This window comes from Chryseobacterium sp. FW101-FHT12H09 (assembly GCF_058790395.1).
This window is the reverse complement of sequence record NZ_JBYTCP010000001.1, coordinates 495,591-520,208: the sequence shown is the minus strand read 5'-3', so window position 1 is coordinate 520,208 and position 24,618 is coordinate 495,591. Positions and strand designations below refer to the sequence as shown.

Genomic DNA, 24,618 nt, shown 5'->3' with positions numbered 1-24,618 from the left:
TATCGTTAGTCTTTTTTTGTTTTTTAATTAAATTTAAATGGATAGTTTAATATAAATAAGTTTATATTATTAATAATACAATTTGCTTTGATATGAATTTCAATCAAAAAAAATAGTATTTTTGTTGAAAACAATATAAAATGTTAAATAGGAGGACAGGAAGTTTATTTTTGGCTTTATTTTTAGTTCTTGTAGGTACTCTGGTTTTCTCTCAAAGCAGAGGGAAGGTTGTTCCATCGAAACCACCTAGAGCTGAAAGTATGAAAGCCGGAGTATTTATTGATGTAAATGCGCCCGGATATCCAGAATCGAACTATAACATTACTCAATTGGTTAAGGATGTCTTGATAACAGGAGGTTCTACATGTACCACAGCAAATGTAAGTAATGTTTCCGTATCTCCTAATTTAGCAATAAGTGATCAGAATAGAAGTTGGGGTTATTTTAATAAGGCAACTACCAACTTTCCTTTTGCAAAAGGAATTGTCCTTGTAACAGGATTTGCAAGAAAGGCCGGGAATAATTTTCAGGGTACTTTAAGTGATGGCTTACCATCAGGTGGAGATAGCGATTTAGCAAATGCCATTGGTGTCAATAATTCTAATTTAAAAGATGCAACTTTTATAGAGTTTGATTTTGTTCCAAGCTCTACAGAGGTTTCATTTAGATATATATTTGCCTCTAAAGAATATAATAGTCAGAACCAATTTGCATGTAGTATTTCAGATGGTTTTGCCTTATTATTAAAGAAAGTAGGTGATCCAAATTATACCAATCTGGCAGTGCTTCCTAATGGCGCCGGACCTGTAAGTGTTACAAATATACATCCATTAATTCCTCCTAGCAGCACTTTTCCAGGTTGCGGTCCTGTCAATCAGCAATATTTTGCAGGAATGAATAACCCACAAATTGAAACCAATTTCGATGGACGAACTGTTCCATTAATTGCAAAAGGAACTGTGATTCCTGGCCAGACTTATCATTTTAAAATGGTTTTAGCGGATTTCCAGGATGTTAATTTTGATTCTGCAGTTTTTTTAGAAGCCGGATCTTTTGATATAGGAGTTCAGATTTTGGGACCTGCAGGGGTAGCACTTCCACCATCTATTAATGTTTGTGATAATACACCACAAGTACTTACTGCTTCAGTTCAGAATTCAACCGCTTCTTATCAGTGGTTTTTAAATAATGCTCCTATTCCCGGAGCAACAAGTGCTACTTATACAGCAACACAACCAGGAGTTTACACTCTTCATGTTCTGCTTGCTGGAAATACGTGCCCCGGAATAGCTACTGTTACTATTGTTGGTGGAACTTCTCCTACAGTTCAGAATTCAACATTAACAGCTTGTTATGCTCAAGGAAACGCAATTTTTAATTTGCCGGCTGCGCAAGCATCGATCAGTGGAACACCAGGAGCTACTTTTTCTTATTATGCAAGTTTAGCTGATGCTAACGCCGGAAATGCTAATACTATTGCTACACCGACTGCGTATTCTAGCCCCGGAGGACAAACAGTATATGTTTTGGTGAAAAGTGGTTTTTGTTCAAAAGTAGCCCAGCTGCAATTGATCAAAGCACCACAGATGACAGGGACTATAGCACCGCCAACAGCCTTAACATGCGCTAACTCACAAATAACACTGAATGCTTCAACATCAGTATATCCACCTGGATCTACATTCAACTGGACTACGACTGGTGGAAATATAGTTTCCGGAGGGAATACATTAACTCCTGTAGTAAACACTGCAGGAACTTATACACTAACAATTTCTAATACCTATCAGCCAGGAAATATAACCTGTACGGCTACTGCTAATGTTACCGTGGTAGGAGACAGTGCACCACCTACAACAACGGTGGTAGCGACAAAAGTATTGATCTGTGCTGGAGAAACAGTTACATTAACAGCTTCTGGAGGTGCTACTTATAATTGGGTTGGACTACCTGGAACGGGAAATACACAAACCGTTACACCTGCAGCTACCACAACTTATACGGTAACAGCAGTAGGAGCAAATGGCTGTGTTTCTCAAACTGCAGCAACAATAACAATTGAAGTTTCCCAACCTATTACGGTTCAAAATGCCACATTATTAAAATGTTATCAGGCTGGTAATATAACCTATGATCTGACCTCTGCTCAACCACAAATAACTAGTGTGGCAACAGCTACATTTGCTTATTATGTACTTTTGGCAGATGCCAATGCTGGAAATGGAAATACAATTGCAACGCCTGCCACTTATTCAAGTCCAGGAAATCAGACTGTATATGTTTTAGTGAGAAACGGTGGTTGTAGCTATGTTGTTACACTGCAATTGCTAAAAACAGCAGAAACTACTCTAACAATTGCAGCACCACAAAGTATTACTTGTACAACGCCACAATTAACATTAAACGCTTCAGCTTCAATAATTCCTGCTGGTTCTTCAATATTATGGACCACTACCGGAGGTACTATCGTTTCGGGAGCTAATACGTTAACTCCTGTTGTGAATGCTGGTGGAGTTTATACTCTAACAGTACAAAATACCACACAGCCAGGAAATTTAAGCTGTACCTATACAGCAAATGTTACCGTAATAGAAGATAAAACACCTCCCGTTGCCACGGTAATCTCTTCTCATGCACAAATTTGTTTAGGAGAATCAGTTACTTTAACTGCAAGTGGAGGAGTAACTTATAATTGGGTTGGATTAACTGGTAACGGTAGTACGCAGGTTGTCTCTCCAGCACTAACAACTACTTATACTGTTTTCGCAGTAGGAGCAAATGGATGTATTTCAACAAATCCAGCAACTGTTACGGTTGTAGTGGGGCCTCCTGTAGCAACAGTTTCTGCTTCAAAACTAAAAATATGTGTTGGTGAATCAGTCACTTTAACTGCTTCCGGAGGTATTACATACAATTGGGTAGGATTAACGGGTAATGGAAATACACAAGTTGTTTCCCCAACTGTTACCACCACCTATTCGGTGTATGCATTGGGAGGAAACGGATGTACTTCTGTTAATCCGGCTAAAGTAACCATTGAAGTAGTTCCTGCTATTACTTCTACTTTAGAAGATGTGTATGTGTGTGTAGGTGAAACTGGAGTTTTAGATGCCGGAAGCGGTCCTAATTACACTTATATCTGGAGTAATGGCGCAACAACCCAAACTATTTCAACAAATGTCACCGGGACTTATACAGTGACAATTAGTAACGGAACCTGTACGAAAGCTTTTACAGCTCAATTATTGAATCCTAATTTGCCTCAGTTTACCAATATTGTCTTTGAAAATCATGTTCTTACGCTAAGTGCAACGAATCCTACAGGGGGTATTTTAGAATATTCTATCGATGGAGGAGTTACCTGGCAAAATTCCAATATATTTTATAATGTTTTAAATAACAACAATTATAATTTAGTGGTAAGAGTAAAAGATGCCAAATGTAGTACAACTTTAAGTTATTACACTTTTGTAATCAATAATGCAATTACTCCTAATTCTGATGGGTTAAATGATACCATTGATTTCTCTGGAATAAGTAGTTATAATAATTTTGCAGCTTCTATTTTTAATAGATATGGACAGGAACTCTTTAAAGCTACAAAGCTTGAACCTGTCTGGAGAGGAAATGTAAAAGGACTTAATCTACCTACTGCTACCTATTGGTATAGAGTGCAATGGGAGAATCCTGCAAGCAAAAAGTTAGAATTACGAACAGGTTGGATATTATTGAAAAATAGGAATTAATATTCAAAAATATGCGATAAAAGTAAAGTCTTCCATAAACGGAAGACTTTACTTTTTTAACATAATAATGTTAAATATGTATGTGGTATGTTTAAAAAAAAATTAAATTTGTTGAAACAAAAATATTATGAAGAGATATCTCCTATTGTTTTCTTTTTTTTTAATCTCATTGAATTTTTATCATTCACAAACTACACCAGCCAGAAAGCCCCAAGTAAAAAAACTTTCGGCTTCGGCAGCCAAAGCAGGTACTCTTATTGATGTAAATGCTCCTGGGTATAATGAGTCGAATTTTACAATGGATCAATTAGTGAGGGATGTGTTAATATCATCAGGAACTAATTCATGTGTTACACCGAGTGTGACAAATGTTGTAGTAACTCCTAATTTACCAGCTAGCGACGTGGATAGGGCTTGGGGATATTTTCATAGATCCACAAGTAGCTTTCCTTTTAAAGATGGAATTGTATTAGTCACAGGAAAGGCTAATCGTACAGGGAATACACCGGACACAGGGCTTAGTGATGTGGTCGGGACGGGTAGTGATCCTGATCTAGTAGCAGCAACAAATCCAAGTAAACCACTATTTGATGCCGTAATCTTGGAATTTGATTTCGTTCCTACGTCATCTCAGGTTAAATTTAATTATTTAATGGCTTCTGAAGAATATACAGGTAGCTATCCATGTGGATTCGCGGATTCATTTGCTTTACTAATCAGACCATCTACGGGTGGACCTTACACTAACATGGCAGTATTGCCTAGTGGAGGAGGTCCTGTAAGTATTACAAATATTCACCCCGAAATTACAGGTTTTGGAGGATGTCCTGCTATAAACGAAACATTTTTTGCAGGTTATAATCCGCCCATTAGTGATACAAACATTAATGGGAGAACAATTCCCCTTACTGCAACAGCAACCGTAGTTGCTGGTCAGCAATATCATTTTAAGATGGTAATTGCAGATGCTGGAGATACTTCTTTTGACTCAGCGGTATTCTTAGAAGGAGGATCTTTTAATATTGGTGTAGATTTGTTAGATCCTTCGGGAGCTACTTTACCATCGGATATTAATGTTTGTGACAACGTACCACAAGTGATCACAGCGTCTGTGAGTGATCCTAATTTATTATATCAATGGTTTTTTAACGGAACACCTGTTACAGGTGCAACTACTAACACGATCACGGCTATTCAACCTGGAACATATACTATTGAAGTAAGTGTCCCGGGGAATCCATGTCCGGGTAAGGCATCTATCCAAATTCATGGTGGAACAACTCCTAATGCAAATGATGCTACATTATTACTCTGTACTACTCCTGATATTACAACATTTGATCTGGTTGCTGCAATGCCAACAATGAGTACAACACCAAATGCGGTATTTCATTTTTATGAAAATCAGGCTGATGCTATAGCTCAAAACGACAATTATATTACTACTCCATTAAGCTATAATGGAAATGATGGTCAGATACTTTATGTAGTCGTTTCTAATGGGGGCTTCTGCAGTAGAATGGTTGAACTTAAACTATTTAAAGAAGCTTCTCCTACTGCGCATGTTGTTTCTACAAAATTAAAAATATGTCCAGGTGATTCTGTAAATCTTACTGCGACTGGTGGGGTAACCTATCAATGGAGTAATTTTACAGGTACTGGTAACACTCAAACGGTAACTTTATACAATACAACAACATTTACAGTATATGCAGTCGGTGCAAAAGGATGTAAATCTTTGCAACCTGCAACAGTTACTGTAGAGGTAGTACCAGAAATTGTTTCTCCTTTAAAGGATGTTGAAATGTGTATTGGGGACAGAGTGACATTAGATGCAGGAGCCGGTCCTAATTATAAATACTTATGGAGTACAGGTGCAACTACACAGACTATTTTTGTAGATCAATTAGGAATCTATTCTGTAACGATCGATAACGGATACTGTACAAAGGTGTTTACGTCTAAAGTAATGGCAGCTACATTACCTTTTATTACAGGATTAGATTATAATAATAGCAATACATTAACAATTACTGCTGTAAATCCATCAATTAACAATAATCCTGGAGTACTGGAGTATTCTGCTGATGGTGGAGTTTCATGGCAGACCTCTAATGTATTTCCTGGTTTAATAGATAATACAACGTATAATCTACAGGTAAGAATACAAGGAACACATTGTGTAGGAACCCTTGACTTCTTTACATTAAAGATATCGAATGTTATTACTCCTAATCAGGATGGAATCAATGATGTTCTTGATCTTAAATCGCTCGGTGATTTTGATAATTTCACAGGATCTATTTATGATAGATATGGTGTTGAAATGTTCAGGTTCACCAAACAGAATCCAGTCTGGGATGGAACAGTAGGAGGTAAGAGATTATCGACTGCTACATATTGGTACAAGTTCAACTTCCAATATCCTAAATCAAAAGCTCAGATGAACTGGTCGGGTTGGATCATGCTTAAAAACAGAGAATAAATAGATTATCAATCATATAATTCATAAAAAAGCCTTTCAGATTTTGAAAGGCTTTTTATATTCTTATCTTTTTCAGTTATAGATTCTCTTTCCATTGCTTGGTGAAAGCTATAAAATCATGAATGCTAAGTTCTTCAGCTCTTTTGTCTAAAAATTCATGAGTTTTTAATACTTCAGGAATATTCAGTATTTTAAGTGAATTAGATAATTTCTTTCTCCTTTGGTTGAATCCCGCTTTTACGATCTGCTTAAAAAGAACTTCGTTACCAGCTAATCCTTCCTTGGGATTTCGGGTCAATTTGATAACTCCGGATTTCACTTTTGGAGGTGGGTTAAAAACATTTTCATGAACCGTGAACAGATAAGAGACATCGTAATAGGCCTGAATAAGTACCGATAAAATTCCATAATCTTTTGTTCTGGGAACCGCTGCAGTCCTTTCAGCAACTTCCTTTTGGAACATCCCTACCATTTCTGGTACCAGTTCGTAATGATCTATTATTTTAAATAAAATCTGTGAAGATATATTATAAGGGAAATTTCCAATAATAGCAATTTGCTCATTGTTTATAGAGGCGAAATCCTGTTTTAGAAAGTCTCCTACAAAGTTTTTCTCTGTAATTTTAGAATAGTGCTTTTTGAGATATTCTATAGATTCATTATCTATTTCTGCCAGATAAATATATTGATCTTTTTCTAAAAGATATTTTGTGAGGACTCCCATTCCTGGTCCCACTTCCATGATATTATTGTAATTTTCAAAGCTTAGGCCCTCTACAATTTTTCTCGCGATATTTTCATCTGTCAAAAAGTGTTGACCAAGATGTTTTTTTGCTTTTACACTCAAAGTTTTTTATGATTTCGTTAACAATGATTTTCTCCTTTTCGTCCCAAATTTCGGAAGATTTTTTCTATTTTAGCCAAAAAATTTAATATTAATGGCGAAATCTGTAGATGAATTTAATAAGAAAAGACTTAGGTCTAGCAATATTACAGTAGTAATAAGTATTGCCTTAGTGTTATTTTTATTAGGGTTAATGGGATTGATCTTAATTAATGCCCAGAAATATTCTGACTATATCAAGGAGCAATTAGTTGTGAATGCGTACTTTGACGAAAATTATGATGCTAAAGATTCTGTAAAGATTGCAAAACTCGAAGAAGAAACTTTTAAAAAAGTACAGACCTTAGCTCCTGTAAAGAGAGCAACTTATATTTCAAGAGAGATGGCAGCCAAAGAGGCGAAAGCGAGTATGGGAATAGATAGTGATGCACTATTTGAAGACAATATCTTCCCCTCATCTATCGAAGTAGCCTTAAAACCTGAATATGTAGATCCTGCTAAAATTGATGCGGCAATAAAAACACTAAAATCTGTTCCGGGTATTATAGATGTGAAAAATAACAGTACCTTGATGGTCGATGTTTACAATAATTTGAACCGGATTTTAAAATGGATCTTAGGGTTTTCGATCTTATTCCTTGTTTTAGCGGTCGTTTTAATTAACAACTCAATTCGTCTGAAGATATTTTCGAAAAGATTCATTATTAAAACAATGCAGCTTGTAGGAGCAAAAAGAAGATTTATCCTCAAACCTTTTATTATTGAAGCCCTGATTTTAGGATGTATAGGATCTGTTATTGGCCTTCTTGCATTATTTGGGGTATGGTATTACTTTACGAGTCAGATCGGGTCCGCTTTTGTACAGGATAATAATCAATATTTCTGGTTGGTTCTACTTGTATTCGGAGTGGGAATTTTTATTACCGTTTTAAGTACTATTGTGGCTACTTGGAGATTCTTAAGAACAAACGTTGACGACTTATATTACTCTTAAAAAAATGAGCAAAAAAACAAATAAATTTTCCGCAGCAGAATTTGGTACTGATACCAAAGCTCCACAGGAAAACACTTTTTACTTCGGGCAACAAAACTTTAAATGGATGTTAATAGGATTAGCATTTATTGTAGTTGGTTTTCTGTTGATGATGGGTGCAGATGCTAACACTGTCGATGGGAAATATGATCCTAATTCCTGGAATGATGGTATTTTCTCTATTCGAAGAATCAGAATAGCTCCATTGTTCGTAGTCATAGGTTTCGCTATCGAAGTATATGCGATTTTAAAAAGAAAATAATTTTTTATTAAAGATTAAGAAGTTGAGAAGTTTAGATTTTTCTGAATTTCAAAATCTCTTAATCTTTTAATTTTATAGATATGGATTTATTCAAAGCAATTATTATTGCCATTATAGAAGGTCTTACGGAGTATCTTCCAATTTCTTCTACTGCACACATGGGCTTTACAGCCAATTTAATGGGTTTGAAAGAGGATGAATTTTTAAAGATGTTTCAGGTCTCTATTCAGTTTGGTGCTATTTTATCTGTTGTAGTTGCTTACTGGAAAAAATTCTTTGATTTTAATAATATTAAATTTTACTATAAACTGGCATTTGCTGTAGTACCAGCTTTAGTTTTAGGATATCTTTTTGATGATAAAATAGAAGCTATTCTTGGTAATCAGATTGCCATTTCGTCTGTCCTTGTTTTAGGTGGAGTTGTACTTTTATTTGCTGATACATGGTTTAAAAATCCGGTTATTGATGACGAAAAAGGGATAACAATAAAAAAAGCTGTAACAATAGGTTTTTGGCAGTGTCTGGCAATGATGCCTGGAACCAGTAGGAGTGCTGCTTCCATCATTGGAGGAATGACACAGGGATTAACCCGAAAAGCAGCGGCTGAATTTTCTTTTTTCTTAGCTGTTCCTACCATGTTAGCTGTTACTGTATATTCTGTTTTTGTTAAAACATGGGGAAAAGAAACCCCTCATCCTCAAAAAGGATATGAGATGATTTTATCATCACAGGATCATCTTACTATTTTCATAGTTGGGAACGTGGTAGCATTTATTGTAGCATTAATTGCTATAAAGGCATTTATCGGAGTACTCAATAAGTATGGTTTCAAACCTTGGGGATGGTATCGTATCTTTGTTGGAGTAGCTTTGCTTATTTATTTTTACTTTTTTAAATAAAACTTATTCCTTTATTGATTTATTTATCATTCATCACTAATTTATGACTGCTGAAAACGTATTAGAAGGCCATATATTTTTACTTGATAAACCATTGGATTGGACTTCTTTTCAAGCGGTAAATAAAATGAAATATAAACTCAAAAGTGAGTTTAACCTTCCCAAAAAATTTAAAATAGGACATGCCGGGACCTTAGATCCAAGGGCAACCGGTTTGCTTATCGTATGTACTGGGAAATTTACAAAGAGGATTCCTGAAATACAGGATGCTCCTAAAGAATATTGGACAGAGATCAAAATAGGAGTTCAAACAGAATCTTATGACACCGAAAAACCTGAAATCCTTCACCAGGATATTTCAAATATTTCTGAAGAGCAGATAAAAGAGGCTTTACAAAAATTTATTGGTGAGATCGATCAGAAGCCTCCTGTTTTCTCAGCAATAAAAATTGATGGTAAAAGAGCTTATAATCTGGCCAGGGCAGGTGAGGAAGTAGAAATGAAGTCCAGAAAGACAACCGTTTTTTATATTGAGAATATTGAAATCAATCTTCCTTTAGTGAGTTTTACGGTAGGCTGTTCAAAAGGAACTTATATCAGAAGCCTGGCACACGATATTGGACAGGAGTTAAATGTAGGTGCTTATCTAACGCAGCTGAGGAGAACAAAAATAGGGGAGTATAAAATTGAAGATGCTACTGATCAGTTTTTAGAAAACGATTATAAATTTGAAACTATATGAAAAAAGCTCTCTCTTTGTTTATAAGCTTGTTTTCAATATCTCTAGCATATTCCCAAAATACAGAAGGTAAAAAACCAAAAATGGATTTTTATATTAATCCTTCTCTTAATCTCGGTTATAATCTGGGAAATAGTATCAAGGATAATCAGAATTCAGACTCTCCTTATTATCAGCAAAACATAGCTCCTTATGTGCCAAACAAAATTACTTACGGAATGACCGTAGTTGGAGGATACAATTTTCTTCCTAATTTTGCACTTGGAACTGGACTAAAGTATAGTTTTATTGATAGTAATTTTCATTTATTGTATTGGGTTATTCAGCCTAAATTTATTTTTGCCCCGGGAGATGAGCCTTTTTTTATAGATGTTAATTATGCAAAACAAATCAATAATTCTGTGGTTTCAAACGCCGAAATGTGGGGACTGAAACTGGGGAAACAGATCTCATATTCAAAAAGATTAAGCCAGGAAGGAGGAATTGTTCTTGAAAATCTTAAATTTGATCAATCAAGTGCCTTTTTTATCGGTTTGAGTTATGGCATAACAATTTTCAGCAATAAAAATTATACTGGTTACGGAGAAGATTAATGGAAAAAACACGTATTAATAAATATTTATCAGAAGTTGGTTTCTGCTCGAGAAGAGCAGCAGATAAGTTATTGGAAGAGGGTAGGATAAAGATCAACGGGAAAATCCCAGAATTAGGAACAAAAGTTTCCGATGAAGATGTAGTAGAAGTTGATGGTAAGCCTATCAGAGAGTCTGAAGAAAAGCCTGTTTATATTGCTTTTAACAAACCTGTGGGTATTGTTTGTACAACTGATGCCAAAAGAGAAAAAAATAATATTGTCGATTATATAAATCACCCCAAAAGAATTTTTCCTATTGGGAGATTAGATAAACCCAGTGAGGGTTTAATCCTATTAACTAATGATGGTGATATTGTAAATAAGATTTTAAGAGCAAGAAATAACCACGAAAAAGAATACCTTGTTAGAGTTGATAAGCCTGTTAATCCAAGATTTTTGGATAAAATGAGGAATGGTGTTCCGATCTTAGATACAGTAACGAAAAAATGTGAAGTAGAGAAAGTGGATGATATGACTTTCAGGATTATTCTTACTCAGGGTCTCAACAGACAGATCCGTAGAATGTGCGAATACCTTGGCTATGAAGTAAAAAAGCTTAAAAGAATTCGTATTATGAATATTAAATTAGATCTTCCAATGGGTAAGTGGAGAGATTTGACCGATGAAGAATTAGCAGAGCTGAATATGCTTCTTGAAGATTCCAGTAAAACCTTTGACTAGTTTTTTAATCTTATAAAGTATAAACTACTAAACCTCTAAAAAATAATCCGGAACTGTAAACTTATATCTCGTACCGGGAATTTTACCTATTTCATGTACAATTTCATCCTTGCCTCATACTCGGGTTTTAGTTTAAGCAACTTCCATATTTTTTTATCATCTGGATCACTTATCCGATAGTAGATGATCTTATCTGCTGAATACTTAAAATAAGGGTGGTTCTTTAACCATTCCTCAGGAGCATCAACCAATGTGTATTTTGTGATAATAGAGGACTCTAATTTGCAGGTAGATGTTAATTTTTGAACCAGGTTAATATCGATATTGTAGGTATCTAGAATTTGTTGTTTATTAATAAAACCGCCTAATTTTTTTCTAAAACCGATAATAGATCCAGCACTTTTTTCATCCAGACCAAATTCCAGAAGCTGCTTAAAGGTAATTAAATTCAGATCTATGGTTGCAAAGTCAGTTTTCTGCTGCGTAATTTCAGCTTTCCTTTCTACATTTTGTGAAACATTTATCTTAATATAGGGGCGTAATTCCTCAAACTTTTCTGGGGAAATGACAAAACACTTTTTAATATCATCTAGGTTTGTAAAATTCCCTTTTAAATTTTTGTCTCGATAATTAACAATTGTCCGGGCTTGATTCTGTGAAAATCCTAAAGATTGCCAACCCTCAATATTTAAAGTATTGGGATCAAAAGAATGAAGCTTTATTAAAGGCTTAGACTCTTTGTTGCTTACGGAGTTTTTATAGTTGTCAGGAGTCTTTTCCGGTAATATTAAATATGGAGATAGTTGCTGATAATTTTCATCAGTAATGATAAAGCAATCTTTGAACTTTTCCTTACTGACAAAACTACCCCCTAAATAAGCTTTGTATTTTAAAATTGCTTGTGCCTGTTTCTCACTAAAGCCTATTTCTTCCCATTGTCTTTCTGATAAGTGATCGGGATTGAATTTTCCGGATACTGAGATCGATTTTCTTTCTGAATATTGAGAATGAAAAGTTTCCCCCTTGTTTTTGCTTTCGGGAAGTAAAATATAGGAACTGATCTCTGCAAATTTTTCTTCTGAAATGGCATAGCATTTCTTTAATTGCTCCTTAGACGTGAATTTCCCACCTACAATTTTTTTATAATTTAATATGGTTGATATTTGCTTTGATGAAAAACCTAAGCTTTGCCATTGCTTCTCATCAAAATCGTTAGGATTAAATTCGGCTAATAATATCTGAGATGCCTCTTCCGAAACAAATTGTACATCAGGAAAATTTTCTTTTTCTCTACTTATGTATTCTTGAAAGGCGAGCAAAATTAAGAGCAAGATACCTAAAAATGCAACCTTCTGGTAATAGCCTCTTTTCATCATAAAGTAAACTTATTAATAAACCAGAACTAACCAAAATAGAATATGGTTAATTTGATTAAGAGTAGGTAATCAATTGTTTTTGTCGTTTTTTTGAATGAAAAATAAGTCAGAATTGTATTTAAACCTAATTATTTTAATGTTGCTTGTAAACACTTCTTATCATAGTAGACAAAAAAATCCTCAAAATTACTTTGAGGACTCTATTTAATTGATAATCGAGTGTACTTATTGGCGCACTAAATTATATTCTGTTCCTTTGGTTTCTTTAGTCCATGCGCTACCACTATGCATTTGAATTGTTTTATCATTAATGACTGAAAATGTGGTTACTCGGTCTGCAATATTTAAGTAGATCAGAATTATCTTATTCAAATTTTTATCATATTTCCAGGTTCCCGTACTCGACATTGGATCAGTGCTGCCAGGAAGTGTTTCAGCCAATGTAAAAGTATTATCGTTCTTAAAAATAATTTCAACATTTTGTTTAGAGTCCCCCAAAGGGATTGTTCCACTGTAAGTTCCGATAAAAAAGGTTGAAGTTTTTGAAGTTGAAGCATCTTCTTTTGATTTTTTCATTGTACTACAAGAAGTAAATCCAATTAATGACACACAAAGTGCTGCTACAAATATTTTTTTCATAATATGTTTTTTAAAGATGTCTTCTTATTTGCTAAAATAGTGCCAAAAATAAGCGGGAATAGTGGAGCATACCTAAGTAAGAATGCTTAGATATAAGAAAGGGAAATCTTAATTAACCTGCTCTGTAAATGTTGAAACAGATTGTAGTAAGTTATTTTGCGTGAATTTAACTAAAGAGTTATAGATTAAGAAAGATACAATGTTGGATCGTCTTTATTCGCTGTCTTTTTCTACCAAAGATTCTTTTAGCTTTAGTAATTCTGCCTTTACAAATTCTAAGCGATCTATTATAGTAACTGTTTCAGAAATTTTGCTGTTTGTAGTAAGTGCGATCTTTGCACCATCTAAAGTGTAGCCTTTTTCTTTAACCAGATGATAGATAATCTGTAAGTTCTTAATGTCTTCAGGAGTAAAGTATCGGTTGCCCTTTTTGTTTTTTTTAGGTTTGATGATAGGGAATTCCTGCTCCCAATAACGTATTAATGAAGTGTTTACATCAAATGCTTTGGCAACTTCTCCTATAGAATAATATAGCTTGTCTGGTAAATTTATCTTCATTTTACGAATCCTAAACATCAAAGATAATTTTTTTTAAAATTTGTTACAAATATAGGCTCCAAATTATGCTGTTTATCGTCTCTTTTTTTATTCAGTTAGTTTATGTAACTGAATAACTAGGGATTTTAATCTTTTTTAATCTATTTAACGAAAATGCAAAATTGACGTAAAGTGCCTTGTTTGTTTTGATTTTTGATAAATAATTCCCTTTTGGATTAATAAAATGACAATTTAAGTGATTCTGAATTTTGTTTATTCTAAATTTTTATAGTAATTTAGAAAGCATATAATTCATAACAAGAGGCAGTTATGAAATTTTTTGTAGGATGAAGAGGCCATTTAATGTAGAAGATAAAAAGAGAAGAAAATTATCATTAAAATTATATTAATATGAAGCGTATTTTATTAATTTTTTTACTGCTAACTCCTTTTTTAGGATTTTCGCAGTGGTCCAGAACTGAGTTAGGGACCCAAAGAGTCAAGAAATCTCAGGAGAAACTAAAATTTTCTTCTCTGTATGTATTGGATGCTAATCAATTAAAAGAAAGCTTAGCACAAGCTCCTTCACGTTCTTTGAACAGTAAGGGAATTATTATTTCAATTCCTGGTGTAAGTGGTAAAATTGAAAAATTTCAGGTTTGGGAATTTTCTAATATGGCTCCCGAATTACAAGCAAAACATCCTGACATACGATCCTATGTCGGAAGCAGTGTTGATGATCCAAGCGCGTATTTAAGATTTAGTTTATCTCCAGTAGGTTTCTCGGCAATGGTTATCCGGTCTGGAGTTTCAGAATTTATAGAGCCTTATACTGAAGATAGAACAGTATATGCTGTTTTTGATTCAAAATCAAGATCAAATCAGGATTCTGAGCCATTTCAATGTTCTACCATAGATGATGTGGATAAAAGTGCAGTTCTGAAAAATACAAATTCAGTCACAAATAAATTAGCTGGTTTTAATACATTCAGAATGGCATTGTCCTGTACGGGAGAATATGCTCAATATCATCTGACGGTAGCCGGAATCCCTGCGACCGCTACGGATGCCCAAAAGAAAGCGGTGATCCTTGCCGCAATGAATGCTTCTATGACGCGATTAAATGGAGTTTTTGAAAAAGATCTATCCTTACATTTTAATTTGATCGCCAACAATGAAGCAATCATTTTTCTTGATCCTGCAGCTGATCCCTATACTGGTGGAGGCCCTAGTCAAGGGCAAGCAGGAATAGCTGGAGTAATTCCTTCAACAGATTATGATATGGGACATTTGATAGATAAGCAAGATGCCAATGGTGCTGCCGGATTAGGGGTTATATGTAGTAATGGTCAAAAAGCAAGAGGATGGACTGCCCACAATTTCCCGGAGGGAGATAAATTTGACATCGATTATGTTGCTCATGAAATGGGACATCAATTGGGAGCCGGACATACCTACACTTCACATAGCGGCCAGGCTGATCAGACTGTGGAGCCGGCAAGTGGAAATACTATAATGGCATACACAGGGATTATAGGAGGGAATCTGGATGTTCAGTTTAATTCCAACGATTATTATCATATTAATAGTGTCAATCAGATTAAGAATAAAATTAATGCTGTAACGTGTGGAACGAATGTGGCATTTACCAATCCTGCGCCTACGATTACGCTTGGAGCTGGCTATACGATTCCAAAATCGACTCCTTTTGTTCTAAGAGGAACAACAACAGATCCCAATACGGCTTCCTATACCTATACGGTTGAGCAAACAGATCAGGCTGCAACTGCACAGATCGGGACTAATTCATATGCATACCCAACAAAACCGACAGGTCCTACCTTCAGATCTCTGGCACCAACAAATATTCCGGCAAGATATTTTCCTGACTTTAATAAAGTGTTGGCAGGTGTATTAACTACAAGATGGGAATCTGTATCCAGTGTGGCAAGAGCACTTAATTTTAGTATGTCTGTTAGAAATAATAGCCCTTTGCAACCTCAGATTGGACAAAGCTCGACAGTAGTAACAGTTGATGCTGTCTCTGGACCTTTTCAGGTTACAGCTCCAACATTTGGACAATCCGCAAGTTCCGGTAGCACTACTACTGTAACATGGGATGTGGCGGGTACCACTTTAGCTCCTGTAAGTACTGCTAATGTTAATATTAAATTATCTATAGATGGGGGGCTTACTTTCACAAATCTTATAACAAATACACCTAATGACGGAAGTGAACAGGTAACAATTCCTGCAGGTTCTACTTCTTCTAATGCATTTATATTAATTGAAGCAGCCAATAATATTTATTATGCGGTAAGCCCAAGTTTTGTTATTGATTATTCTGTAACAGGAGAGACGTGCGCCACTTATGCTTATACAGGAAGTCCAGTGAATATTACTGATGGTCCTGGTGGATTAAATATTTCTTCACCTAAAATAACGATTCCTCTAATGGTAAATAATCCTGGAATTATTACTAAAATTAAAGTAACACCATCTATTACACATACCAATGTGAGACATTTAGCAATTGGTATTGAAAGTCCTGAAGGGTCTTCAGCGCTTATCTGGAATCGTGCCTGTAATGGAAGTTCTGGAATCACAGCCTCTTTTACTGATATTGGAAATGCTGTTACTTGTGCTTCTCCTGTTCAGGGTGAAACAAAATCTTATGAATCTCTGGGAATTTTCAAAGGACATAAAGCACAGGGTGAATGGAAGTTATTTGCATCGGACAATAACTTAGGTTCAGCTGGAAGTGTTACAGCATGGTCACTTGAAGTTTGTACCCGACAAACACAAACATTGGGTGTTAAAGATGTTTCTTCTGCCTTAGGAGATGATATCAAAATATACCCTAACCCAAATAATGGTAACTTCTTTATAAAGTCGAGAAACCTACCTGGAGAATTGAAAGTAAATCTGTTCGATTCTAGTGGTAGATTAATTTATTCTTCTGGAGCATACCAAAGCAATGGAGATAATACCAAAGAGTTTAGTGTAAATGCACCTAAGGGAGTTTATATTATCAATGTAAATTCATCAAAAGGAGATTACAATCAAAAATTAATTATAAAATAATATCTCAAAGTATATTTAAATAAGGGGTCGGCTTATGCTGACCCTTTTTGTTGAAAAGACTAATATTGCTTTAATTCATTTTATCTTTAAACGTTGCTAGGATTAAATAAACTCTTTCTTTATTTTTGAATTAAATTAAAAAGTTTGGATTCCATATCAGTACTTCATATTGATCTTTTTCAACCCGGAAAGAATCCGTCAGATTTTTATTTCAATACGATGAAAGATCATCTGGTTTCCAGCCATAAACACATAGAGAAGCCGCACCGTCACGATTTTTATGTTACTGTTCTTTTCACAAAGGGAAAGGGGATGCATGAGATCGATTTTCAGAAATATGATGTTTCTGAAGGGAGTCTTTTCTTTCTATCGCCGGGACAGGTGCACAGTTGGGAGCTTTCAGATGATACAGATGGATACATCTTTTTTTTCTCCCAGGAATTTTATGATATGCATTATGTCAATCAGCATCTCAGAAATTTTCCCTTTTTCAATTCTGTTGTTTTTTCCAGAAAACTTCAGCTTGAAACAGCGGATCTAAAGAAAACGGTCATGGTATGTAAGGAAATTGAAAATGAATATCATTCCCAGAACCTGATGAAGGAAGAGCTGATACTCTCTCTTATTACTAAAATGTATATCAATTCGGCAAGACAGTTTTCTAAAGATTATAATACCCTGAATTCATCGGCCAGCGTTTCTTATTTTAAGCATTATCAGGATTTCGAAAATTTACTCGAAAAATACTTTACTATCCAGAAATCAATTTCTCATTATGCTTCCCTAATGGATATTTCGTCAAAACATTTGAACAGAATTACACAGACAATAGTTCAAAAAACAGCTACTGAAGTGATTACGGAAAGAGTGATGCTTGAAGCCAAGCGGATGCTGATGTATCTTAATGAGAGCCTTGTTGAGATTGCTTTTAGATTAGGCTATGAGGAATATTCGTATTTTGTAAGAGTATTCCGGAAAAGCTCCGGAATAACTCCCACACAATTCATAAAAAAATATAAATCTTAGTTTCTGACTTTATAACAAAAGCTTAAATGGGCCTTCAAAAGTGGTTTCAAAAGAATCCAACATTTCTCCTTTCTCATCATAAACTGCAATGATCATATTTTGTTTTGAAAATTTGATCTCTTCCTCAGGGAATGTGATATTGATATTTCCTTTCAGAATTTGATTTTCTTTTAAAACAATTCGATCCGAACCAAAGAAGTTGATCTCTCCATTTCTGGGACTTATCACTTTAATAGTTAATGTTTTTTTCTGATTGGTTTTATTCAGGAAAGTATAGATAAATGTATTTGTTATTTTGCCGTCTTTAATGAAAAAGGTAGATCCGGCAGGTTTAATAAACTTTGCTTCCATAGATCCGCGGTCATACATTAAAAACCCAAGGAACCCAATCAATAATGCCAAAAATACTGTTGTTACTTTCATCCTTGAGGTAAAAGTAAATTTCGATTGGTTCTCAATTTCAGCTTCAGTGGCGTAGCGAACCAATCCTTTCGGAAGGCCAACTTTTTCCATCACCTCGTCGCAAGCATCAATACAGGCAGTACAGTTGATGCATTCCAGCTGTTGACCATTTCTAATGTCAATCCCTGTAGGGCATACGACTACACACTGCTGGCAGTCAATACAGTCTCCTTTTCCTTCTGCTTTTCGATCTTCGCCATTTCTCCACTTGGATCGATTTTCTCCTCTCTTAAAATCATAATACACATTAATTGTTTGCTTATCGATCAGGACTCCCTGCAGTCTTCCGTAAGGACATACCAATGTACAGACCTGCTCCCTAAGCCACGCGAATGTAAAATAGAAAACTGCAGTGAAAGAAAGCATGACAATGAATTTTAATGAATGTTCAGCAGGTCCTTCACTCATAATCTTAAAAACCTGCTTATATCCAACAATGTACATGAACATAAAATGACTGATAATTAAGGAAATCAATATAAACACTGACCATTTCAGTCCTTTTTTTCTGATCTTCTCAGCATCCCATTCCTGGCGGTCGAGTTTCATCTGCTTATTACGGTCACCTTCAATCCAGTATTCTATCTTTCTGAAAATCATTTCCATGAAAAGGGTTTGAGGACAAAGCCATCCGCAGAATATACGTCCGAAAACTACCGTAAAAAGCATAACAAAAATAACTGAAGTCACCGCACCTAAAGCTAAAATGAAAAAATCCTGCAGATAAAAAGGCTGACCAACAATAAAAAACTTTCTGTCTATAACATTAATGAGAAGGAAAGGATTACTGTTTATGGTGACAAACGGTAAACCAAAAAATAAAGATAGCAGAAGGTAACTTGTATAGTTTCTGTAATTAGTATATTTCCCTTTTGGTTTTCGAGGAAACACCCACTTTCTTTTTCCGGTATCATCCATTGTTCCGACCGAATTTCTAAAAGCTTCATTTTCTAAAACGGGATCTTTTATGGGATTGGTTTCTATGCTCATTATTTTAATTTAAATGATCAACTTTAATAATTTCTTATTATGATGGTATTTCAAACAAAAAATATCTGTTGATTTTCCTATTGCAAAGCTCTTAATTAAAAGGGTTTATTACTAATAATATATACTTACAAAATAGGATAATTCGGACATTTTATTTTTTTTGTATTGATTAGAAGAGACATTTTTAGTTTATATTGAAATGAAATACTTTATGATTATTATTGTATCAAATTGAGATAATATTTCTTGAATTTTATTGTTTCATGTCGTACATTGTGGGCATTAAATGAAAAAGAAATGAAGAATGTCTTTAAGATGAGCTGGATTGGTTTGGTTTTAGTACTACTTAATTGTAAATCAGTTAACGGTAGTAATATGTTTTATCACGATATTAAGCCTGAGAGGGTTTCAGATAAATTTAGTTTTACTGAAGGTCCTTCTTCAGATAAAGAAGGGAATGTATATTTTACAGACCAGCCAAATGATAAAATTTATTATTGGGATTGGAAAAGTAAGGAGATCAAAGAGTTTTTAAGTAAAACGGGAAGGGCAAATGGAACTCATTTTGATAAAGATGATAATCTAATTACCTGCTCTGATGATCAGGGGGAAATCTGGAAAATATCGAAGGATAAAAAGGTTCAGGTCTTGTTAAAGGGTTTTGAAGGGAAAAGACTCAACGGTCCCAATGATGTTTGGGGAGATTCTTTTGGAGGAATGTACTTCACAGATCCTTTGTATAAAAGAGATTACTGGGTGAATTTCAAACAGGAGATCTCTCATAAAAGTCTTTATTACAGAACTAAAGAAGGAGTGGTTAATAAGATAGATACTTTTACGCAACCCAATGGAATTGCGGGAAGTGAAAAATATAAAAAATTATATGTTTCAGATATAGATGCTGGAAAGACCTATGTTTATGATATTTTAGAAGCGGGGAAACTTTCAGAAAAGAAATTGTTTTGTGAAATGGGCTCAGATGGAATGACACTTGACAAGCATGGAAATCTTTATTTAACAGGTAAAGGTGTAACCGTATTCAATCGTGACGGTAAAAAGATCTATCATATTCCAATAGAAGAAGAGTGGACTTCCAATGTCACATTTGGAGGGCAGCATAATGAAGTTCTGTTTATTACTGCTTCAAAGTCAGTTTATACTTTACCTACAAGAGTAAAAGGAACAAAATAATTGTTTTCTCTTAAGATGTCATTGCGGAAAGCTATGAAGCGATCTCGGTTCGCAATGACATTTTAAGGGTTTTATGCACATTAATAAGCCACCTCCATTTTTATTTTTTTGCCCTTCAGTTTCTCGTTGGCCAGTTTTTTTAATAAAGCATTGACCATTTTCCTTGAAACAGCAACGTAAGAAGTGGTGTCTTTTACTTCGATCAGGCCAATATCTTCTTTTTGTAATTCACCTTTTTTGATCAGGTAACCTACAATATCCACTTTGTTTACCTTATCTTTCTTTCCAGCACTGATGTAGATGGTTTGAAAAGGTGTTTTTTCAGGAACTTTGTCGTATCCGGAAACACTTTCTTCAGGGGTATCGCTTTTAATGAAGGGGAACTTTTCTTCCGCAGTCATAATCAAATAAGCGAAACCTTTAGCATTCATTCTGGCAGTACGCCCATTTCTATGGATGAAAGCATCTTCTTGTGAAGGAAGCTGATAATGAACAATAGATTCTACTTCAGGAACATCCAATCCACGGGAAGCCAAATCTGTAGTGATCAGGATCCTTGCAGAGTCATTTCTGAACTTTAACAAAGCGCGTTCTCTTTCATCCTGTTCCATTCCGCCATGAAATGTCTCTCTGTCAATTCCTTTTTCATATAAAAGATCTGAAATACGGTCTACGGCTTCACGGTGGTTACAGAAGATCAACGTTCTTTTGTTTCCTATCTTACAGATCAGATTAAAAAGAGTATCCAGTTTTTCCTCAGAAATAGTCATTACTTTTCTTAATTGAATATCAGGTTTTACTTCAGCTAATTTTAAAAAATCAATAACCTTTTCATTTTTTAAACCAGTAAAATCAGGAATTTGATCCATTGCTGTGGCTGAAGTTAAAATACGCTGGGAAAGGGCTACTTGTGAATTAATAATATATTCCATGTCATCATGAAAGCCTAATTCCAATGCTTTATCAAATTCGTCCAGAACCAATGTCTGGATCGTTTTAGCAGTGAAATTTTTATTTCTAAGGTGGTAGGCAACCCTCCCTGGAGTTCCTATTAACACGGCTGGAGCTTCAATTAGATTATTTACTTCAATTTTTTTATCGTGACCTCCATAGCAGACAGAAACTTTAAAATCAGTTCCCATCGCCTTGAAAACCTGTTCGATCTGTAAAGCTAATTCTCGTGCTGGAACTAAAATCAATGCCTGAATTCCTGAAGCCTCTTTTTTAAGATTACGAAGAACAGGGAACAAAAAGGCTAAAGTCTTTCCTGATCCGGTAGGAGACAGTAGGACAACATCAGTATTGTTTTCAGTAGTTTTATAAGTAGATTTCTGCATCTGATTCATATCCTGAATCTGCAGCTTTTGATAAATTGATTCTAATTCCATTTTGCAAAGATAGTGATTTTAGGCGGTTGGGATTCGAGTTTCGGGTTTCGAGTTTCGGGATTAGGAACTACGCTGTGAATGAATGTTATTGTCATTGGCTACGTCTAATCTTCGATTTCTGAACGGATTGAAGAATCTGTTTTTATTAGTATGCCTCATCAATTATCAATTACCATCTGTATTTTTTTCTGGAGCTGTTTCCCGCTTTTCGCTACAATCTTTTTTTTCAAAAAAGGATTTCTACTACAATCGGGGCTAGGTTCACTCCTGTCATTGCGAGGAGCGCAGCGACGAAGCAATCTCATTAAAACTTCATACAGCAGACGGAGTTACTGGAACCAAGACAAGGACCCTAGCCCCGATAGAAACGGTTACCCCGCAGTAAGCCTTGGGAAAGATCAGGCGCGAGGAGTATGAGTGGATAGCGGGAAGCAGCTTCTAAAAAGGAAGAAGTTAGAAGATGGATGTTGTATCTGACTTTCCAATCTTTTAATTTTTAAATTCCTGAATCTTTTAATGTTGACTATCAGTTATTTATGGATGTAATTTCTGTGCTTGGAAATGTTGGTTATATAAAATAAACTTCGTATATTTGCAGCCACTTTTTGTGGTCAAGGTTTGAAAAGGTAAAATATTAAAAATTAATTACTTCCGTATTTTTTAAATCCACATTTATTCAAACCATTAAAAAAGAAGGAATACAAATTTTATTAGAAAATGTCAAAAGAGACAAATTCAGCAGAGGTTTTATTAAACCAAAACGTAGCACCAGAACAATTTGATTGGGATTCTTTCGAATCAGGTCTTGATGCAGATGCGAGAAAAGAAAAAAGTGATTTAGAAGAAATCTACAACGGATCTCTAAACAGCCTAAACGATAACGACGTTTTAGTGGGTAGAGTTGTAAGATTAACTGATAAAGAAGCTATCGTAGACATCAACTTCAAATCTGAAGGTGTTATTTCTCTTAACGAATTCCGTTACAACCAAGGCCTACAAGTAGGTGATGAGGTAGAAGTAATGGTTGACAGAAGAGAAGACAAAACTGGACAATTACAATTATCTCACAGAAAAGCTAGAACGCTTAAAGCTTGGGATAGAGTAAACGAACTTCACGAAACTGGAGAAATCGTTAACGGTTTTGTGAAATCAAGAACTAAAGGAGGTATGATCGTTGACGTACACGGAATCGAAGCATTCTTACCAGGTTCTCAAATTGATGTTAAGCCAATTAAAGACTACGATCAGTTCGTAGGTAAAACTATGGAGTTCAAAGTTGTGAAAATCAACCCTGAGTTCAAAAACGTAGTAGTATCTCACAAAGCATTGATCGAAGCAGATATCGAAGGTCAGAAAAAAGAAATCATCGCTCAGCTTGAAAAAGGTCAGGTTCTTGAAGGTACTGTTAAGAATATTACTTCTTATGGTGTATTCATTGACTTAGGTGGTGTAGATGGATTAATTCACATTACAGATCTTTCTTGGTCTAGAGTGAACCACCCATCTGAAATCTTAGAAGATGGACAAACTGTAAAAGTTGTTATCCTTGATTTTGATGACGAGAAAACAAGAATCCAATTAGGTATGAAGCAATTAGAAGCTCATCCTTGGGATGCTCTTTCTGCTGATATGAAAGTTGGTGATAAAGTAAAAGGAAAAGTAGTAGTTCTTGCTGACTATGGTGCATTCGTAGAAATCGCTCCAGGTGTAGAAGGATTAATTCACGTTTCTGAAATGTCTTGGTCTACTCACTTAAGATCTGCAGGTGATTTCGTGAAAGTAGGTGATGAAGTTGAAGCTGAAGTACTTACTTTAGATAGAGAAGACAGAAAAATCTCTTTAGGTATGAAACAATTATCTAAAGATCCTTGGGAAAATATCGAAGCTAAGTATCCGGTAGGATCTCAGCATGTAGGAACTGTAAGAAACTTCACTAACTTTGGTGTATTCGTAGAGCTAGAAGAAGGTATCGACGGTTTAATCTACATTTCTGATCTTTCTTGGACTAAGAAAATCAAGCATCCATCTGAATTCTGCGCTGTAGGAGACAAATTAGATGTTATTGTATTAGAATTAGATATCCAAGCTAGAAGATTATCTTTAGGTCACAAACAATTGACTGAAAACCCTTGGGATAAATTCGAAACTAAATATGCTGAAGGAACTGTACACGCTGGTAAAGCTGTAGAAGTACACGATAAAGGTGCTTCTGTACAATTCGAAGATGCTGAGGTTGAAGCATTCTGTCCTTCAAGATTATTAGAGAAAGAAGATGGATCTAAAATCAAAAAAGGTGAAGACGCTCAATTCAAAGTGATCGAATTCAACAAAGAATTCAAGAGAGTAGTAGTATCTCATACAGGGATCTTCAGAGACGAAGAAAAGAAAAATGTAAAAGAATCTAGCAATAGATCTAATACATCTTCTTCATCATCTTCTAACGAAGAAAGATCAACACTTGGAGATATTGATGCATTAGCAGAATTGAAAAGAAAAATGGAAGAAGGTAAATAATCTTTAACCATTATGAATAATGAAGCCACTCGAAAGAGTGGCTTTTTTTATTTGCTGATATTTTGTTTTCAATAGATGTAGCTTATCG

18 protein-coding genes are annotated in these 24,618 nt (G+C 35.0%); 12 read left to right on the top strand and 6 right to left on the bottom strand.

Annotated features, from left to right (window positions below):
* Window positions 1–140 precede the first annotated feature (140 nt).
* Entirely contained in the window at window positions 141–3,746 is a 3,606-nt protein-coding gene (locus tag AC3WRL_RS02310; protein ID WP_492329634.1) for a choice-of-anchor L domain-containing protein, read from the top strand.
* 127 nt (window positions 3,747–3,873) lie between these two features.
* Complete coding sequence (locus tag AC3WRL_RS02305) at window positions 3,874–6,231, top strand: choice-of-anchor L domain-containing protein (protein WP_214826339.1); 2,358 nt, start codon at window positions 3,874–3,876, stop codon at window positions 6,229–6,231.
* A 76-nt stretch (window positions 6,232–6,307) separates the two neighbouring features.
* Here the strand turns inward: AC3WRL_RS02305 and rsmA are convergent, their stop codons facing one another.
* Window positions 6,308–7,078, bottom strand: a complete 771-nt coding sequence (gene rsmA / locus AC3WRL_RS02300) for a 16S rRNA (adenine(1518)-N(6)/adenine(1519)-N(6))-dimethyltransferase RsmA (protein WP_214826337.1) — start codon at window positions 7,076–7,078, stop codon at window positions 6,308–6,310.
* Window positions 7,079–7,169: 91 nt separating this feature from the next.
* On the opposite strand from rsmA, the gene AC3WRL_RS02295 reads away from it, so the two are divergent.
* The 6 genes from AC3WRL_RS02295 (at window position 7,170) to rluF (ending at window position 11,323) form a co-directional block, all read left to right on the top strand.
* A complete protein-coding gene (locus AC3WRL_RS02295; protein WP_214826335.1) occupies window positions 7,170–8,069 on the top strand; it encodes a cell division protein FtsX in 900 nt (299 codons plus the stop codon).
* Between the two features lie 4 nt (window positions 8,070–8,073).
* Window positions 8,074–8,370, top strand: a complete 297-nt coding sequence (locus AC3WRL_RS02290) for a DUF3098 domain-containing protein (RefSeq protein WP_214826333.1) — start codon at window positions 8,074–8,076, stop codon at window positions 8,368–8,370.
* An 80-nt stretch (window positions 8,371–8,450) separates the two neighbouring features.
* Window positions 8,451–9,269, top strand: a complete 819-nt coding sequence (locus AC3WRL_RS02285; protein ID WP_214826331.1) for an undecaprenyl-diphosphate phosphatase — start codon at window positions 8,451–8,453, stop codon at window positions 9,267–9,269.
* 43 nt (window positions 9,270–9,312) lie between these two features.
* On the top strand, window positions 9,313–10,011 hold the full coding sequence (gene truB / locus AC3WRL_RS02280; RefSeq protein WP_214826329.1) for a tRNA pseudouridine(55) synthase TruB: 699 nt from the start codon (window positions 9,313–9,315) through the stop codon (window positions 10,009–10,011).
* Window positions 10,008–10,601, top strand: a complete 594-nt coding sequence (locus tag AC3WRL_RS02275; RefSeq protein ID WP_492329633.1) for a hypothetical protein — start codon at window positions 10,008–10,010, stop codon at window positions 10,599–10,601. Before truB ends, AC3WRL_RS02275 begins: the two co-directional genes overlap by 4 nt.
* Complete coding sequence (gene rluF / locus AC3WRL_RS02270) at window positions 10,601–11,323, top strand: 23S rRNA pseudouridine(2604) synthase RluF (RefSeq protein WP_214826325.1); 723 nt, start codon at window positions 10,601–10,603, stop codon at window positions 11,321–11,323. Before AC3WRL_RS02275 ends, rluF begins: the two co-directional genes overlap by 1 nt.
* An 86-nt stretch (window positions 11,324–11,409) precedes the next feature.
* Here the strand turns inward: rluF and AC3WRL_RS02265 are convergent, their stop codons facing one another.
* From AC3WRL_RS02265 to AC3WRL_RS02255, 3 genes are all read right to left on the bottom strand, one after another.
* On the bottom strand, window positions 11,410–12,699 hold the full coding sequence (locus AC3WRL_RS02265) for a helix-hairpin-helix domain-containing protein (RefSeq protein ID WP_492329632.1): 1,290 nt from the start codon (window positions 12,697–12,699) through the stop codon (window positions 11,410–11,412).
* Between the two features lie 225 nt (window positions 12,700–12,924).
* Window positions 12,925–13,338 (bottom strand): copper resistance protein NlpE, encoded by a 414-nt coding sequence (locus tag AC3WRL_RS02260; protein WP_261511383.1) that lies wholly within the window; start codon window positions 13,336–13,338, stop codon window positions 12,925–12,927.
* Window positions 13,339–13,551: 213 nt separating this feature from the next.
* Window positions 13,552–13,896 (bottom strand): MerR family transcriptional regulator, encoded by a 345-nt coding sequence (locus AC3WRL_RS02255; protein ID WP_214826320.1) that lies wholly within the window; start codon window positions 13,894–13,896, stop codon window positions 13,552–13,554.
* 390 nt (window positions 13,897–14,286) lie between these two features.
* Here AC3WRL_RS02255 and AC3WRL_RS02250 point away from each other — a divergent pair, with 390 nt between their 5' ends.
* Entirely contained in the window at window positions 14,287–16,959 is a 2,673-nt protein-coding gene (locus tag AC3WRL_RS02250) for a reprolysin-like metallopeptidase (protein WP_492329631.1), read from the top strand.
* A gap of 144 nt (window positions 16,960–17,103) precedes the next feature.
* On the top strand, window positions 17,104–17,985 hold the full coding sequence (locus AC3WRL_RS02245; protein WP_492329630.1) for an AraC family transcriptional regulator: 882 nt from the start codon (window positions 17,104–17,106) through the stop codon (window positions 17,983–17,985).
* 9 nt (window positions 17,986–17,994) lie between these two features.
* On the opposite strand, the gene ccoG is transcribed toward AC3WRL_RS02245, so the two are convergent.
* The gene (gene ccoG / locus AC3WRL_RS02240) at window positions 17,995–19,437 is read right to left on the bottom strand and encodes a cytochrome c oxidase accessory protein CcoG (RefSeq protein WP_492329629.1); all 1,443 of its coding nucleotides are present in this window, start codon (window positions 19,435–19,437) and stop codon (window positions 17,995–17,997) included.
* Between the two features lie 297 nt (window positions 19,438–19,734).
* Between ccoG and AC3WRL_RS02235 the strand changes: the two genes are divergently transcribed.
* Window positions 19,735–20,628, top strand: coding sequence for an SMP-30/gluconolactonase/LRE family protein (locus AC3WRL_RS02235; RefSeq protein ID WP_214826312.1), 894 nt, complete (start codon window positions 19,735–19,737; stop codon window positions 20,626–20,628).
* Between the two features lie 80 nt (window positions 20,629–20,708).
* Here the strand turns inward: AC3WRL_RS02235 and AC3WRL_RS02230 are convergent, their stop codons facing one another.
* Entirely contained in the window at window positions 20,709–22,016 is a 1,308-nt protein-coding gene (locus AC3WRL_RS02230) for a DEAD/DEAH box helicase (RefSeq protein WP_214826310.1), read from the bottom strand.
* Between the two features lie 717 nt (window positions 22,017–22,733).
* On the opposite strand from AC3WRL_RS02230, the gene rpsA reads away from it, so the two are divergent.
* Window positions 22,734–24,530 carry a 30S ribosomal protein S1 gene (gene rpsA, locus AC3WRL_RS02225; RefSeq protein WP_214826308.1) on the top strand — a complete coding sequence of 599 codons (1,797 nt, stop codon included), beginning with the start codon at window positions 22,734–22,736 and terminating at the stop codon, window positions 24,528–24,530.
* Window positions 24,531–24,618 lie beyond the last annotated feature (88 nt).